Annotated in this window: 9 protein-coding genes; 4 read left to right on the top strand and 5 right to left on the bottom strand. The window is 47.4% G+C overall.

The window, feature by feature from the left end; genetic code table 11:
* Positions 1-112: 112 nt before the first annotated feature.
* The 3 genes from AK963_RS09845 to AK963_RS09835 form a co-directional block, all read right to left on the bottom strand.
* Positions 113-1,081, bottom strand: a complete 969-nt coding sequence (locus AK963_RS09845) for a bifunctional UDP-sugar hydrolase/5'-nucleotidase (RefSeq protein WP_066015277.1) — start codon at positions 1,079-1,081, stop codon at positions 113-115.
* A gap of 277 nt (positions 1,082-1,358) precedes the next feature.
* A complete protein-coding gene (locus tag AK963_RS09840) occupies positions 1,359-2,216 on the bottom strand; it encodes a nucleoside-specific channel-forming Tsx family protein (protein WP_083232565.1) in 858 nt (285 codons plus the stop codon).
* 160 nt (positions 2,217-2,376) lie between these two features.
* Positions 2,377-3,117: a TrmB family transcriptional regulator gene (locus AK963_RS09835; RefSeq protein WP_066015276.1), complete on the bottom strand. Its 741-nt coding sequence runs from the start codon at positions 3,115-3,117 to the stop codon at positions 2,377-2,379.
* Between the two features lie 377 nt (positions 3,118-3,494).
* On the opposite strand from AK963_RS09835, the gene glmU reads away from it, so the two are divergent.
* Together glmU and glmS are read left to right on the top strand one after the other, a co-directional pair.
* A complete protein-coding gene (gene glmU, locus AK963_RS09830; RefSeq protein ID WP_066015275.1) occupies positions 3,495-4,871 on the top strand; it encodes a bifunctional UDP-N-acetylglucosamine diphosphorylase/glucosamine-1-phosphate N-acetyltransferase GlmU in 1,377 nt (458 codons plus the stop codon).
* Positions 4,872-4,961: 90 nt separating this feature from the next.
* Entirely contained in the window at positions 4,962-6,794 is a 1,833-nt protein-coding gene (glmS, locus tag AK963_RS09825) for a glutamine--fructose-6-phosphate transaminase (isomerizing) (protein WP_066015274.1), read from the top strand.
* A 164-nt stretch (positions 6,795-6,958) separates the two neighbouring features.
* On the opposite strand, the gene AK963_RS09820 is transcribed toward glmS, so the two are convergent.
* Positions 6,959-7,426 carry an Lrp/AsnC family transcriptional regulator gene (locus AK963_RS09820; protein ID WP_066015273.1) on the bottom strand — a complete coding sequence of 156 codons (468 nt, stop codon included), beginning with the start codon at positions 7,424-7,426 and terminating at the stop codon, positions 6,959-6,961.
* A gap of 214 nt (positions 7,427-7,640) precedes the next feature.
* Here AK963_RS09820 and AK963_RS09815 point away from each other — a divergent pair, with 214 nt between their 5' ends.
* On the top strand, positions 7,641-8,606 hold the full coding sequence (locus tag AK963_RS09815; protein WP_066015272.1) for a hypothetical protein: 966 nt from the start codon (positions 7,641-7,643) through the stop codon (positions 8,604-8,606).
* A 35-nt stretch (positions 8,607-8,641) separates the two neighbouring features.
* Positions 8,642-9,274 carry a LysE family translocator gene (locus AK963_RS09810; RefSeq protein WP_066015271.1) on the top strand — a complete coding sequence of 211 codons (633 nt, stop codon included), beginning with the start codon at positions 8,642-8,644 and terminating at the stop codon, positions 9,272-9,274.
* Between the two features lie 147 nt (positions 9,275-9,421).
* On the opposite strand, the gene AK963_RS09805 is transcribed toward AK963_RS09810, so the two are convergent.
* The coding region (locus AK963_RS09805) for a cadherin domain-containing protein (RefSeq protein WP_083232563.1) at positions 9,422-15,990 on the bottom strand (6,569 nt) is incomplete at its 5' end.

Genomic DNA, 15,990 nt, shown 5'->3' with positions numbered 1-15,990 from the left:
CTGAGAGAAATTAACCGATAGAATAAGTGAATGGATTATGATTAATCGGATACAGAAAATTATTTCATTACTATAGTCTTGTTAATATCGAACCCTGAATTAAACTGAGTACTCAGTAGCCATGTTTAGATTCTATTTTGCTAATCAGGTTGATTTGTACAGAATTTGTTTTCTTTAACTCCCCATTACGAAATTCCAAATCAATCCTCCTAATGGTCGGGCAGCATCCAGACGTATTAAAAGGAGTGCTGGCCTCAGTTATACGGTAAGATTCATTTTGGGGAAGGGCGCTATTACCTACCAGTAGATCAATACCTTCCATTTTGGACACCGGAAAAACTGGCTTGCTTCCAGATTTTATAAGCTTGGGGTAATGCATTGCATGAGTGGCAACGATAACGATGTCTGCCTGCTTTCTCAGATAAGGCACAAGCTCTGACGTTGCCAGTGCCGGATCAATAAGCTCAATACCCCGTCGGTACTCTGCTGTTACCTCACCAAGACCATCATAAACAGCACCTGGCCGGGTAATACCCATAACGGCAATGCGGAGCCCATCGAAGTCAAACAGGGCATAGGCATCAAAAACGGGCCGGCCTGTTTCAGACTCATAAAGGTTGGCGGACAAAAAAGGAAAGTCAGCGGTGGCTTCCTGATTTCGAATATTCTTTAGCGGCTCATCAAATAATAAAGGGCTCACAGCCATGGCATTATAACCCAGCTGGTTCAGCTGCTTCAGGTTCAGAATGTCATCATCAGTGCTGAGTTCTCCTCCAGAGAGTAACAACAGTTTCCCTCCATCGGCTTCTACTTCCGCGCGTATTTTATTGATCAGCTCTTGCCTTTGAATCAGTTGGTCAATGCTATTTAACTGTTGATTTTCATACTCATGAGCAAGCTCACTGGTGTTAAGAATGGTCAGTTTGTATGTCTTGTCAGGAATATAACTGGGTTTCTGGTTTTCGTGTGAGATCCAGAAATAAGTCAATACGACAAGCACAGATGCCAGTGAGGTTTTGATGATCAGCTTCGGCCAGGATTTATGCTGCGTAACGGCTGAGCACGCTGGTCTTGAGTGCATAAAGACAACTTCCGGGAAGAGTTATCACCAATATAACATCTGTTCTTTGGGACGTGTGTCTTTATGAGTTAATTATCCTGCAAGTATTCTGTAAGCACTAAATTATCTATATAAAAGGCTTTTCTCATAGTGTTCTGATTTTTATAGCGATGAATAATTTCAAAACAAAGTTACCGGTGAATTAACAAGGTTATTGCGATAACTCTTCAATAGGCTTCGGGCTGAGGCATCCCTGCCATACCACTTTAATGGAAAGAGAATGTGATCATAAGAGTGATCAGAATTTATAGGTTACAGCAAAATAATGACTGGCTCCTGAAGACTTCATTCCATTGACATTATTTTTAACCAGATAGATATCAGAGTAGAGCTTCAGACCGTAACCCAGGGCAAACTTATCAAAGTGCCAGTAGAGGCCATTGAACATAGCCCCTCCGTGCTTAGCCTGTGGTTTGCCAGCAAAAGTGTCTTTGGCGCCAAACTGATAGTCGATATAGCCCTGATAAGAGATAAAGCTTCCATTAGTAAATGTATAGAAGGGGGTAAACCAGTTGGTAGATACCTGCAGTCCATTCCAGTCCTTTTTGTTCAGATCATAAAGTCCATAAAGGTTAAGTCCCATTTTACCAAACCATGGAACCTGGATGTCTGATCCAACTCCCCAGAATGAGTTGTTGGTGTCTTCACTGGGGACGCCAACATCACTTTCATCATAGTTGGTGGCTCCACCCCCGCCCCAATTAAACAGCGTAGCCAGGTAGATATCAGTTACTGGCCCCCATGGCAGGTTATTGAACAGGCCTTTAAGAGAAAGCCGGGGGGCGAACTTCATAAACATCTTGGGCTGGCCTTTTTTGTCGCTGCTGTCTCGATTGGTCAGGTTAAAAACATCAACATAACCATAAATATCAAGTATTCCTGAGCGCCCTCCAAACTCCAGCTCCAGATAGTCATGCCCGTCATTGGGTGCATTCTTGGGCCTGGGTAGTTCTTTGTAGGCATACATCAGGTTCAAGTTCATCCATTTGAAGTCATTGTTGGGGGGGATTCCATCGTTATAGTCTGTGGCCAGGGCTAAGGGGGCAAGAGAGGTGACACTGATCAGCCACCATAATTTCAGGTAGTAGTTTTTCACAATCAGACTCCGGTTCAGGCTCAACAGATTAAGTAGAGATGAGTGAAAAAGAAGGGGAAAGCCAGTGACACCTCGGGGGAACACAGGCCCAGTTTCCGACAAGTATAGGAAAGAATCTGATTGCTTTTTGTTAGCTGCCCTGCAGGTTAAGAGCGGGAAATTAAAGAGAACTCCATAGCGTCTCAAAGATAATTTGCTGAGCTGCAGCTACTTCGGGTGAGTCGAGCACAACGGCTACAGGATAATCTCTGGAGCCAAGCGAAATCATGGCGACTTTTGGAGGATATATTGCAATATAGCTGGCATCCATACGCCCTTTGGCATCAATCCACTTGCGCTCGGATAGCTCGGCATCCTCCCCGCCTTCACCAATGGCAATAACCCGCACCTTGATATTCTTCCGGATACGCTGTTGTGTGTAGTTGGGAAAAGGGCGGTAAAGGTGCTGGCGAATCAACTTGGAGGAAAAGACACTGTATTCCCGGTCTTTTTGTTGAGCTACCGTATTGAGAATGTCTTTAAGTACAAACTCAATACCACTGTCTCCTTCGTAGAAGCGGACATTCCCTGCACTGAAATCCGGTTTGAGATGGTTCAGTTGAGGGATCAGCCTGATTTTCATCTCCTCAATGGTTGCATCCAGAGATTGACGTTTTTCCTCTGCCAGCTCCAGAAGTTTTTCAGGTGGCTCAGCCGAGAAGATTCGACGCTTACCTTTGGGGAAGTAACTGACGACACCTTTTCCAGCCAGCTCTTTCAGGGTTTCGTAGGTGGTGCCACGATTTATGCCAGTTTGAGCAGCAATATCCCGGATGGATGCTGATCCAAGTTTCAACAGGGCCAGATAAGTACTGATTTCCCGCTGGCTGAGGCCAAGGTTTTCCAGAGTGTCAAGGTTCATGGTCAGGACTGTTTGTTCATCGTAGACCTTTAGAATAATCGGCTGACTTATTTTGTGCGACAACTTATTGTCAATAAATTTATGACAAATAGGGTTGTCTTTTGGTGCGTCGTCATTAACCTAGTGATGTAAAGTAGATTTTCGGCTATTCAGGAGTTGGTTGTTGGACAAAGGTTACAGACTTTTCCAATGACCCCAATGGTTAAATATTCCTGACATTTCAGAAAGACATGATCTCTGTTCTGGTATTTTTTCTCCCAAAAAAAACTCTGATTGATCAGGCTTGATACCTGATATCGCTTTTGTTTTTTCGTTACCAGACGACACAGTTAAAAAGCAGATGCTCCAGCAGGGGCACTTTGTAGACCGAGGCTACCATGAGAGCTGATATCGTTATTCTTGCTGCCGGCCAGGGCAGCCGCATGAAATCAAAACTGCCAAAAGTACTTCATCGCATTGCTGGCAAGCCTATGCTGGAGCACGTTATCCTCAGTGCCCAGCATACCCAGAGAAAGGTGGGTGAGGGAAAGATCCATGTAGTGATTGGTCATGGGGCAGAGCAGGTAAAAGCAGCACTGGGTCATTACGATCTGAACTGGGTGGTTCAGGAAGAGCAGCTGGGTACCGGCCATGCTGTGCAGCAGGCACTTCCAGGCTGTAAAGGTGCTGATGTGGTGCTGGTGCTTTATGGTGACGTTCCCCTGATCCATTCTTCTTCCTTACAGTCACTTCTGGCAGCCAGTAATGGTGAACGCCTGGGTCTACTCACCATTAACCTGGCTAACCCTTCCGGCTATGGACGAATTATTCGTGATGGATTTGGCAATATTCAGGCCATCGTTGAAGACAAGGATGCTACCCCTGAGCAGCTCGCCATTAATGAAGTGAATACCGGCATCATGGCCATTCCCGGCAATAAGGTGAGTGGCTGGGTGAATGACCTGAAGAATGAGAATGTCCAGCATGAGTTCTATCTCACGGATATTGTCTCGATGGCCGTAGCCGAAGATACCCCGGTCATTCATGTTCAGCCACAGATCCCCATTGAAGTTGAAGGTGTTAACAGCCGTGTTCAGCTGATGGAGCTGGAGCGTGCCCGCCAACAGCAGCTGGCCAATAACCTGATGGTTAACGGGGTCACGATCATTGACCCACAACGTCTGGATATTCGTGGTGACGTTAAGACTGGCCACGACATAACCCTGGATATCAATGTGGTTCTTGAAGGCAGGGTTGAGCTGGCAGATAACGTTTATATCGAGCCTGGTTGTGTTATTCGCAACTCCGTCATTGGGGAAGGCGCCATTATCAAAGCGCACTCCATTCTTGAAGATGCTGTCGTTGCTGCAGGGTGTGAGGTTGGTCCGTTTGCCCGTTTGAGACCGGGAACCGAGCTTAAGGAAAAAGCAAGGGTTGGCAATTTTGTAGAAATCAAGAAAACCGTCATTGGTAAAGGCAGTAAGGTCAATCACCTCAGCTATGTGGGCGACTCCGAAGTAGGAGATGAGGTTAATGTTGGTGCCGGCACTATTACCTGCAATTACGACGGTGTTAATAAGTTCAAAACGGTTATTGGTGATGGCGCTTTTATTGGCAGTAACAGTTCACTGGTTGCTCCTGTGACAATTGGGCGTGGAGCAACCACCGGAGCTGGTTCCACCATTACCAAAGATATCCCCGACGAGCAGTTGGCTGTGGCTCGTGGAAAACAACGCAATATCGAAGGCTGGCAGCGCCCGGTAAAAGAAGACTGAGATTCGCCGGGAAGGGGGCGAATGACTTTGAAGTCATCTACTCCCTGATGGTTCTGGCAACGTTTATGGTGACCTAAGGGATCGAAAACTATGTGTGGGATTGTTGGTGCTGTAGCGCAAAGGGATGTGGCAGATATTCTGCTGGAAGGGCTTCGTCGTCTGGAATACCGGGGCTATGATTCAGCAGGTATCGCCATCATTGATGCCAACGGTGAACTCAAGAGAGAAAGGCGTACCGGCAAGGTATCTGAACTGGCTGATGCGGTTTCCCAAAACCCGCTTCAAGGTGGTACCGGCATAGCCCATACCCGCTGGGCCACCCATGGTGAACCCAATGAGCGTAATGCCCACCCACATGTATCTGAAGATCACATTGCTGTTGTTCATAATGGTATTATTGAGAACCATGAAGCGCTGAGAACCTTTCTTCAGGCAGAAGGCTTTGTCTTTACTTCTGATACCGATACAGAAGTGATTGCACACCTGGTCAGTCTTGAGCTTAAGAGCAGTGATTCTCTGCTGGTGGCTGTGCAAAAGACGGTAGCCAGGCTGGAAGGTGCCTATGGCATGGTAGTGATGGATTGTAACGACAATGAACGTCTTGTCGTCGCCCGCTCCGGAAGCCCACTGGTGATTGGTCTCGGTATTGGTGAACACTTTATTGCTTCTGATCAGCTGGCTCTCTTCCCGGTTACCCGCCGTTTCATGTTCCTTGAAGAAGGGGATGTGGCAGAAGTGACCCGTACAAAGGTTTCGGTTCTTGATGCTTCGGGAAATCCGGTTGAACGCGATGCCCGGGAAAGTGATGTTGAGCATGATGCCGGAGATAAAGGCCCTTATCGCCACTACATGCTGAAAGAGATCCATGAGCAGCCGGAAGCCATTGCGAATACTCTGGAAGGTCGCCTGGGTGAGCATCAGCTGAATCTCGATATCCTCGGTAAGGAAGGTCAGGAGATTCTCAATAAAACCCGCGCTGTTCAAATTGTTGCCTGTGGTACCAGTTACCATGCCGGTATGGTGGCTCGCTACTGGTTTGAGGAGCTGGCGGGTATTCCCTGCCGTGTTGAGATTGCCTCTGAATTCCGCTACCGGAAGTTCTTTGTGCCGGAGGACTGTCTGTTTGTCACTATTTCCCAGTCCGGTGAGACTGCCGACACGCTGGCGGCACTGAAGCTGGCGAAAGAACTGGGCTATATGGCTTCACTGAGTATCTGTAACGTACCTGGCTCTTCAATGGTGCGGGAATCGGATATCGCCATGATGACCCGTGCGGGTGCAGAGATTGGTGTAGCATCAACCAAGGCATTTACTACCCAGCTAACGGCATTGCTGATGCTGGTGACGGCGATTGGCCGTCATACGGGTATGACACCGGAACAGGAATCCAGTGTCGTGTCAGCACTGCGCAATCTGCCACATATCCTGAAGAGTACACTGGCGCTGAGTGATGATATTGAAGCCATGGCAGAAGCCTTTGCCGATAAGCATCACAGTCTGTTCCTGGGTCGTGGTACCCAGTATCCAATCGCCATGGAAGGGGCTCTGAAGCTTAAAGAGATTTCCTATATCCATGCGGAAGCTTACGCTGCCGGTGAACTGAAGCATGGCCCATTGGCGCTGATCGATAACGATATGCCAGTGATTGTGGTGGCACCGAACAACGACCTGCTGGAAAAGCTGAAGTCCAACATGGAAGAGGTTCGGGCAAGGGGCGGCCAATTGTTTGTCTTTGCGGATAAACAGGCGAACCTGGCTGAGACCGAAGGTGTCAGGGTGTTGCCGGTGGAAGAAGCTCCAGAAGTGGTTGCCCCAATTCTTTACACCATTCCCCTGCAGCTGCTCTCTTATTATGTGGCGATTATCAAGGGAACCGATGTGGATCAGCCACGTAACCTGGCCAAAAGCGTGACGGTTGAATAATTTGTCTATTTGGAGGCAACAGGCTTTTCTGTTGCCTCTTATTCCTGCACTGACAGTCGCTTCTATAATTACAGCACCCAACCTCAAGGGCTAAAAGCCCCAATGAAGAACTCATCTCCCTATTCCATTGAACACAAATCATCCGGGTACTCAGGGACGTGGCTCTAAGCCTGTGGTATATCGATAGCGGTAGAGTATTTAATACGCCTGATGGACACCGAACTCTGGAACTTTCGAATATTCGGGTCTGCCCTCAGCACACGCTCCAGAAACGCTTCGTATGCCTGAATATCTCTGACACAGACGATCAATACGAAGTCATAGCTGCCTGTGGTCTGATAGCACTCAATAACTTCTGGAGCCCTGTTGATGGAGTTTTGAAACTGGGCATAGATATCTTTCCGGTCTCTCTCCATCTCAACCGAGACTAGCATGGTCATCTTATTCCCTGATAGCTCAGGGTTAACCAGCGATACATCACCAATGATCACACCTGACTCCCGCAACTGCCTGACCCTTTTCAGGCAGGCTGGTGGAGAGAGCCCGACCTGTTCGGCCAACTCAACATTGGTTAAGCGGTTGTTTTCCTGCAGCACCGTGAGGATTCTTCTATCGATTCGATCAAGACTCATGGGTGGTGATATCGGTTGGTGTGGTTGAAGAATTGTATAGTGAGGCGCCCTTGAAAATACAGGATTAACCAAATCAGGTTTTAAAAGAAGTAAAGTTTCTAAAATTGATCTGAATAAGAAATTCATAATGACTTTAATGTTTGATTTCTTAATAAAATAAATTAGAGCTTTAGTACATTTAACCCATAAAACCTTCAGGATGCAGGCAGGATATATGGGGCGGCTCTTTCTATTTTTTAAGCAGGTTTTTCAGGACAGTATCAGCGTCAGCTGGACTCTGTTTCGGATTATGATTCCCACCATCCTTGTGCTGAAGGTTATCGAGGAGGCGGGTGGTATCGTTTATCTGAGCCAGTTATTGGATCCGGTCATGTCCGCCGTTGGTCTGCCCAGTGAACTGGGGCTGGTCTGGGCGACCACGTTGCTGGTTAACATCTACAGCGGCCTGCTGGTACTGATTAATTTAAATATGGAGTTGAGTGTTGCCCAGGTATCGGTGATTGGCAGCATGATGTTACTTGCTCACTCCCTGCCGGTGGAGGGAGCTATCTCCAGAAAGGCGGGTGTGTCACTTTGGGTGACCACGCTGGTCAGGATTGGTGCCAGCTTTCTCTTTGGGCTGTTGCTCTACCATTTTTATGAGCTAACAGGGCTGTCACAGCAGGAAGCGAGCATGCTGCTGCAGCAAAACGGCAGTGGTTCAGAGATTGGCCTTATGGGCTGGGCAATGGCTCAGATAAAAAACCTGGCCATGATTTATCTGATCCTGACGGCGCTCATACTGGTACTGCGTATTCTGAAGTTGCTGGGTATTGAAGCATTGATGACCATAGCACTCAGTCCATTATTGCGGTTTCTTGGCATTAGCCGGGAGGCAACCAGCCTGACCATTGTTGGTGTGACTCTTGGGCTCTCTTATGGTGGTGGGCTATTAATACAGGAAGCGCGAAATGGGCACATTCAGCCCAGGGATATCTTCTGTGCCATCATGTTACTCAACCTGCTGCACAGTGTGATTGAAGATACTCTGCTGATACTGCTGATAGGCGCCGACCTCAGCGCTATCCTCTGGGGACGCATGATTTTTTCAATTCTGCTGGTTTCAATAATATCGTTTTGTATGCGGGTTTTTGTGGTCGAGAAGTATCAGAAATATTTTTATCGTTCGGTTGCTGGTTGATTGCTGTATCCGCTATTTAAACGTTAAGGGAAAGAATGTTGGAAGCAATACATTTGAACGACTACATACCACAAATTATGTCAGTGGCCATGATCGCTCTTTTTATGGCGGTCAGTCCCGGTGCTGACTTTGTGATGATTACCAGAAACAGCATCTTCTACAGCAGGAGAGCCGGATTATTCTCCTCTCTGGGCATAGCGGCTGCAATCTGGCTGCACGTGGCCTATTCGATAGCAGGCCTTGCGGTCATCATATCAAAGTCGATTCTGCTCTTTTCCATTGTTAAATACCTGGGGGCAGCTTATTTGATTTACATTGGCTGGAAGACCTTTAAAACCAGGAACGATCTGGAAATCGGGCACGTGTCCGGATCAATCAGTGCATTGTCCGCTTTCAAAGAGGGCTTTGTTACCAATGCTCTTAATCCAAAAACGACGATTTTCTTTCTCAGTTTATTTACTCAGGTGGTCAGTCCGGAAACACCACTTGCCATCCAGATTGTATACGGGGCCATTATTTCAGCTGCACATCTGTTCTGGTTCAGTTGTGTTTCCATATTTCTAACGCAGCCTAAACTGCTGGCACTGTTCCAAAGGTCAAAACGGACTATAGAGAAGCTGGTGGGCGGTGTTTTGATCGCTTTCGGGATTAAGGTTGCTGTCAGCTGATACTGCTTGCGGTTGATCTGGAGTATGTGTTGATCAGGCTGTCATCAACACATCCCTTTTGTCGTATTCTGTTCTGAGCCATGAAGCCTTATTCTTGCAGATGGTGCAATAATTACCCGCAATTACTCTTGATGGTATCTGTGTGATCTACTGGTCGGTATCTAAATGCCCGCCATTGATCAAGCCATTAAGAATCTCAGCATCAGTACTGCCAAACACAGAAAGGTCGACATCCTGCAACTGTATCTTCTGGGTGATATCTCCACCGGCTGTTTCTCTTATTTCCAGAATGGAATCATCGCCACTGTGATCAAAGGAGAGGTAGTCGGTCAGGTCACCGTTTTCTTCTCCAATCAGCACATCGGCAAGATCCAAGACATCACCTTCCGATGTGTTAAAAGATTGAATCAGATCCAGGGCTGGCTCACTGGCTGTGCCTGCGTCACCGCTGTTGAAATCAAAGGTGTCAGCACCAGCACCACCAATCAAAATATCATTGCCAGCACCACCGGTCAGAATATCATCACCACTGCCGCCAATCAGGATGTCACTGCTGGCTGTACCGGTGTGGGTTTGCCCGGCATCTGAAGGTGCCGCTGTTTCGGTCAACGTTATTCCGGAATTCATGTCTGTTGTGGTATTGCCGGCAGCATCAGCAAAGAACCCATCGCTGGTGATACGAATAATATCGCTGCCTTCCGCATCTCCATAACCTGCAGTATTTTTGATAGCGTCCAGTTTGCTGTCCTGCAGGCGGATATAGAGTTTGTCATCTGACATGGAAAAAACAGAGCGAATATCATCAGCACTAAAGCCTATATTGGAATTGCTGCCGGTGGTATCTACAACTTGCCACTCAAATTTGCTCCAGTTCAGGCGGCTGGTCAGGTCGGTTGCCCGTCCTTCCCCTGGAGAAAGCAGGCTGTCAAAGCCGGTACCGGTAAGTATCAGGACATTGGTGTCTTCAGCATAAATATTGCCACTGGTCAGCCCAATAACAGGGTCAACACTATCAATACGGATATCACTTTGTGCTGCCAGAGAATTGGGAGATGTTGAGGAAGGCAGGGTCAGGCTGGCTGCTGAACCTGTGGTACTGGTAATGCTGCCTCCAGCAAGACTCAGGGCAGCTGTGGATACTGTACTAAGGTCAGGTGATTCTTCACCAGCTCCAATGGTATAAGTGAACTCAAGAGTATTGGTACCGGAGCCAGAACTGTAGGTGGCAACACTGCCGCTGTTCAGTTCCAGTGTGGGGGTACCTGTGACATTGACGGTATCTGAGAACTCCACTTTCAAAGTGATGGTATTGCCTTCCAGATACCAGCCATCAGGATCATCACTGTATACGCGAGTGACAGAAGTCTGATTCCCCACAACAGAGACGGTTGAAGTGGCCACCTCAGAACTGAATGCGGTGGAGCCACCGTCTTCTGAGGTGTTTTCATAACTGCCAGCAGAGCCCGATGTTTTATCCCAGGCTTTGAATGCCATTGAAGCATTGCCGTGGAAGCTGGCATTGGGAATAAAGCGGATTTTGTCAGTGCTATCGAGCAGCAGGGCATGGCTTTCTGACAGACTACCGTCGTTAACTGCACTCCAGGTGGAGCCATTATCTCTTGAATATTCCCAGCTACCATTACTGCTGTCGACGTCAGTGATTGCCATGGCTTCAGCAGGGTTGCCATCCTGGTCAACAATCGATGAGTCCTTGATAATACTGTCAACCGTATCCCCCGGGTATGGGTTGTTAACGGCGGTAATATTAAAGTTATCCAGCCCCCCTCCACCGCTTTCCATATGAAAGTAAATACCATCCCAGTTGGCCGGGTTGGTTTTATCATTGGCTGATGGGTTTAAACCGGCGTTGACTTCGGTAAAGTTTGCAGGAGTCGTCCAGGTCGAGTCATTGTTCGTGATATTACGGTAGCTTAACGTGGTACTGCCCTGTCCATTATTTGCTTCAAAATCCACTTCAACCCTGAACCGGTACCAGTGGCCTACTGAGTTGCTTATTGGAACTTCGTGGCTGACACCATCCGCTGTAGTGAAAAAGATTTTGTCTGAATAGTCTGAAAGGCCGACCGATAAAGGAAGCTCATCAGAGTTTCGTTCAATTCGATTATTACCACTGCTGTCGTGGCCAATTGAGAACGTCGTTCCCCAATAATTGTTTTTTAAATCGACCTCGAAGGCCATGGACTGGGCCTGGCTGAGGTCAGGGATTGTCTCAGCATTGGCGTTTACACGAGACCCTAACGTTCGTGTATTACCAGCGTCATAAGAATCAATAATAGCGGCGCTGCCATCATGGCTGGATGCCAACTGGATATCAACACCGATATTACTGCCTTCGTTGACCAGAACCCAGCCATCCTGGCCGTGGAGTGAACCTGCGGTATAGTTATTCAGGTCGAGGTTGACAGTATTTGTTGGCAGTGACTCAAGATGGATATTATCAAAACCACCAGAACCAGAATTGAATCTTGTGAAGATACCATTCCAGTTGTGATGGTTATCTGCACCAGCTGATGAAGAGTCAAGATTTAGATTGATATCTGTAAGGTTTGAATGTTTCGTCCAGGCTGCATCATTAGTCGTTAAATTTTTATATAAAAGTGTTGCAGAGCCGGCTCCATTATTTCCATTGGGATCAATATCTAGTTTGAATCTTAACCAGCTGGTATCTAAGTTTCCTATACCTGTAACCGTTGTACTACTACCATCTGCTGCATATAGAATGATACTGCTATTAACAGGAGATACTTGTACTTTGATTCCTGGCTCGCTATCACTAAGTTTATTGTTACCATCCATATCAGACCCAATACCGAAAAAGCTGCCTGAATGAGATGGCTCCATATCAATTTCAAACGTCAGGATATCCTCATTTCCTATTAAAGGAACTACTCCACCTCCTACCTTAGAGGCTATTGTTTCGGCAGGTGTAGACTCTTGAATCATGAAATTATCGACACCAAATGGATTACTATTGGCATTGTTATACCTAATTTCATCAACATCATTAAATGTAATATTGGTGGTTGTATATTGATTTAGACCATCACGACTTACAAGAGAGAAGCTTGGCGTAACCGTTGATACAAGCACACCATTTTTGAATCCATAAAAAGTTATGTCTGCATTGCTAACCGATTCTCGATAAAAAGCATCAAAAGTTACCTGAGAGGCGGTATTCTGAAATGAAAATGATGAATAGGTGGTATCACTGCTGCCAGTCCAGCTACCATCCCCATTAAATGAACCCCATATGCCCAGAAAATTACCACCATGAGTACCTGTAATTCCCCAGTTACCGGAGAACCCATCTGTGATATTAAAGAACTCTGTTGATGAATTACTTTTATCAAAAACAACCGTTGGCTCATAACTGTCTAGGGTTGACTCAAAGTCAACTGAAACCGGAGCTTGAATGCTTCCTGAGTTAAAACGAACAGCACGGCTTCCATCATAACTGGAAGCATCTTCCACAAGGATATCGCCATTATTGACGAGCTGTGTCAGTCGCCAGCCATCCTGCCCATCAAGCGTTCCGGTGTTGTAGCTGTTAACATCAATATCGGTTGTTGATGAAATATGACTTAAACTATGCCCTGTCTCTTCAATAATCTCGGGTGCATCGTTCCAAGCGTCATTCACTTTTATGGTTAACTGCTTGTCAGAGTAGGCTCCATTGGCATCTGTTGCCCTGGCCGTGACGGTATGCTGGCTGTCAGCTTCATAATCCAGTTTGGAGCCGTTCTTTACCGTGATTACTCCAGTACTGCTATCGATAGCAAAGCGGCCGCCAGCATCATCCATTAATTTATAGCTGATGGCATGGCCTTCAATATCAGTAGCCGTTATCTGACCAACAATCGTACCGTTGGCAGCATTTTCAGTGATCTGGTTACCAACGGCCAGAGTACGGCTGAAGATATCGTTGTTGCCATTCTGGTCTGAGGTCCAGGTAACCTGCAGAGTACCGTCAGCGAGTTGCACAACACGGGGATCCGACTGGTTGCCGACTGTCGTTTCATTAATGAGGATTTCACCACTGATGGCAACCCCGTCGGCACCAAAGTGGCGGCCATAGATACCATTGCCAGCACCATCCTGATTTTCCGATGTCCAGGTGATATAGAAACTGCCATCGGCCAGTGCGGTGATCTCCGGCTGGCTTTGAATGCCTGCGGTTGTCGAGTTGATTCTGATTGGGCCACCCTGGGATGTGTCATCAGATGACCAGCGTTGCAGATAAATTTCCCCCGCACTCTGGTAGGCACTGACCAACTGACCGCTGCTCAGGGTTTCCAGAGAGAGTGTTCGATCATCAGAAGGGTTTGCATCACCGAAGCTGATTTCGCTGGTGGTCGGGTTGCCATTACTATCAAAGAAGCGAATCCGGGCACTGTCATCGGCGGTGTTGTCATGACGCCATGCTACTGCAAATCCACCATTATCCAATGCGGATATTGAAGGAGTCACGTTCCAGTCGGTAATTGATCCAACGTCGATTGAGCTGGTCTCATTGCCCTGATCATCAAAGAGGTGAACTCTGACCGTTGTCCCACTAATCATGGAAACGGTGGCGAAACGGTTATTGCTTAATGCTTCAATAGCTGTGTTGTAGTGGGAACCGCCAATACTGAAGTCATCTTTGACCACAGAGCCATCAGCGCTGAAGACTTTCATTCTGCCTTCTATCCATGATCCCGGTGCCACTCTGTGCCAGACCACCGCATAATTGCCGTTGTCCAGAATCGATATTTCCGGGTTGCCCAGCTGTTGGCTGCCACTGGGGTCAAGTGTGTTGATTTTGAATGCACTGCCTTCAGCGACTTGGCCAGTGCTACTGGCTGTCAGTTTCTGGCCCATAATGGTGTAGGTGCCACCGCTTTGAGACACCCAGACAGAAATCGCGCCACCATCTTCCGTTGCTGCAATGGCGGACTGATGCTGGTCGCTGTCGGTGGTGGTGTTTACCCGGTCTTCAAGTGCCAGGGCTGATTGGGCATAGCTGTCAACCAGTGGGCTAAAGGTGATATTGTCAACCACATGCTCGGCAGTCGCATCTCCGGTACCACCACTGAAACCGGCTTTGAGACTGGCGGGTAAATCCATCCCATGGGCAGCAAGATCGTAGTTACCAATGATGGTCTGCCAGGTACTGCCATCATCCCAGCTCATTCTAACGCTCAGCTTCTGATTATCAGATAACTCAACATCCACCTTGCGGAAATCTGTACCATCTATACCACCAAAGCCTGCGACTGAGACTGAGTGGAGCACCGTATCATCGGCACCAATAAGTTGAACGGTATCGCCATCATATTCATCAAAGCCAATGGCCAGGTAGTCATTGGCCATGCCGGTAAAGCCTAAACCTCCGCCGGCAGCTCCTGCTGTGAAGTTATCGCTGTTCACCAGAGCACCATCCACCAGGAAAAAGGCCAGGCCATCGCCGGAGCCATTGGCCTTAAAATCAAACTGGGTTCGAAGGCCGAAGGCACTGGGTATGGCCTGGTCATAAAGAATGGCGCCAGCTTGCTGGCTGGTGTTGGGTGTCAGTGTCGCCTGACCACTGCCAATGGACGCATTACCCGAGGTCAGCCAGTTGTCACTGCCCTCAAAGTTTTCAGTAATGGCAGACCAGGTGGGGGCGGCATTGATAAGGGGAGCATCATTAACAGGCGTTACATCAAAGGTCAGAGTATGCGTTGAACTTTCCAGTGTGCCATCACTGACGGTGTATTGCAGGTTTGAGTAACCTGTGCCGTTGGCATTGGCATCAGGGACAAAGACCAGATCGATGATATCTTCTTCTGCAATCACATCATCAGTAGCAACGGCTGTTGTCCCAAGGGGGAGCTCTGGCAGCCCTGGTATTATTGCCTCGTCGTAGAATCTGAAATCATCTAAATACTCTGCAAAGGGACTGATTGTGGAACTGTCATCCCCTCCAATATGAACAATATCTTCTGTTGACTGATAGTTACTTACACCTACAAATTCATTATCAATATAGAAATAAGTCTTCCCCCCTTTACCAACGGCAGTAATTGTGTGCCAGTTGTTATCCAAGGTTGACATATTGAATCCTGAACCAATAAATGTATTCGATGGTGATCGATCCAGTACCCCCAGTTCACCTGTGGTATGAATCATGACATGGATATCTGAATTATTTCGTACCAGGCCATATTGATCGCCGTTATTAAGAGCTGCCGGGTTTTTAAAGCGCGTACTGATGGTCCACTCACTGCCGACATTAATAGGCTCATCGAGAATGATATAATCAGCCTCATTGTCGAACTGCATCGCTGGCCCTTGCTCCGCATCATTAGCCCAGGTAACCCCATTCAGAATACTAGTGACGCCATGATCCGGATCGTAGGCAGGGTTTGTGGAATCACTAAAATCAAAAAGCACTGAAGGAGAGCTATTCTCAGAGAGACTATTCAGATCAAGATCAGGCAACAATGCTGTATTTTTAATCTGGAAATCATCCAGAAATTCGGCAAAAGGTTGTGCTCCATCGTGATTACCAATCGTTGAAACATCACTGGTTGACTGAGCGTCAGCAACCCCAACAAATTGGTCATCAAGATAAAAGTAGGTTTTACCCCCTTTACCAACAGCGGTTATTTCATGCCAGCCGCTACCAATATCAGAGGCAAAAAAACCGGTTCCGTTGAAGCCAGAAGTATAGGTAC

This window comes from Endozoicomonas atrinae (assembly GCF_001647025.1).
GTDB lineage: Bacteria > Pseudomonadota > Gammaproteobacteria > Pseudomonadales > Endozoicomonadaceae > Endozoicomonas > Endozoicomonas atrinae.
Note: the sequence above shows the minus strand (reverse complement) of the source record. Positions and strands in the feature narration are given on the sequence as shown.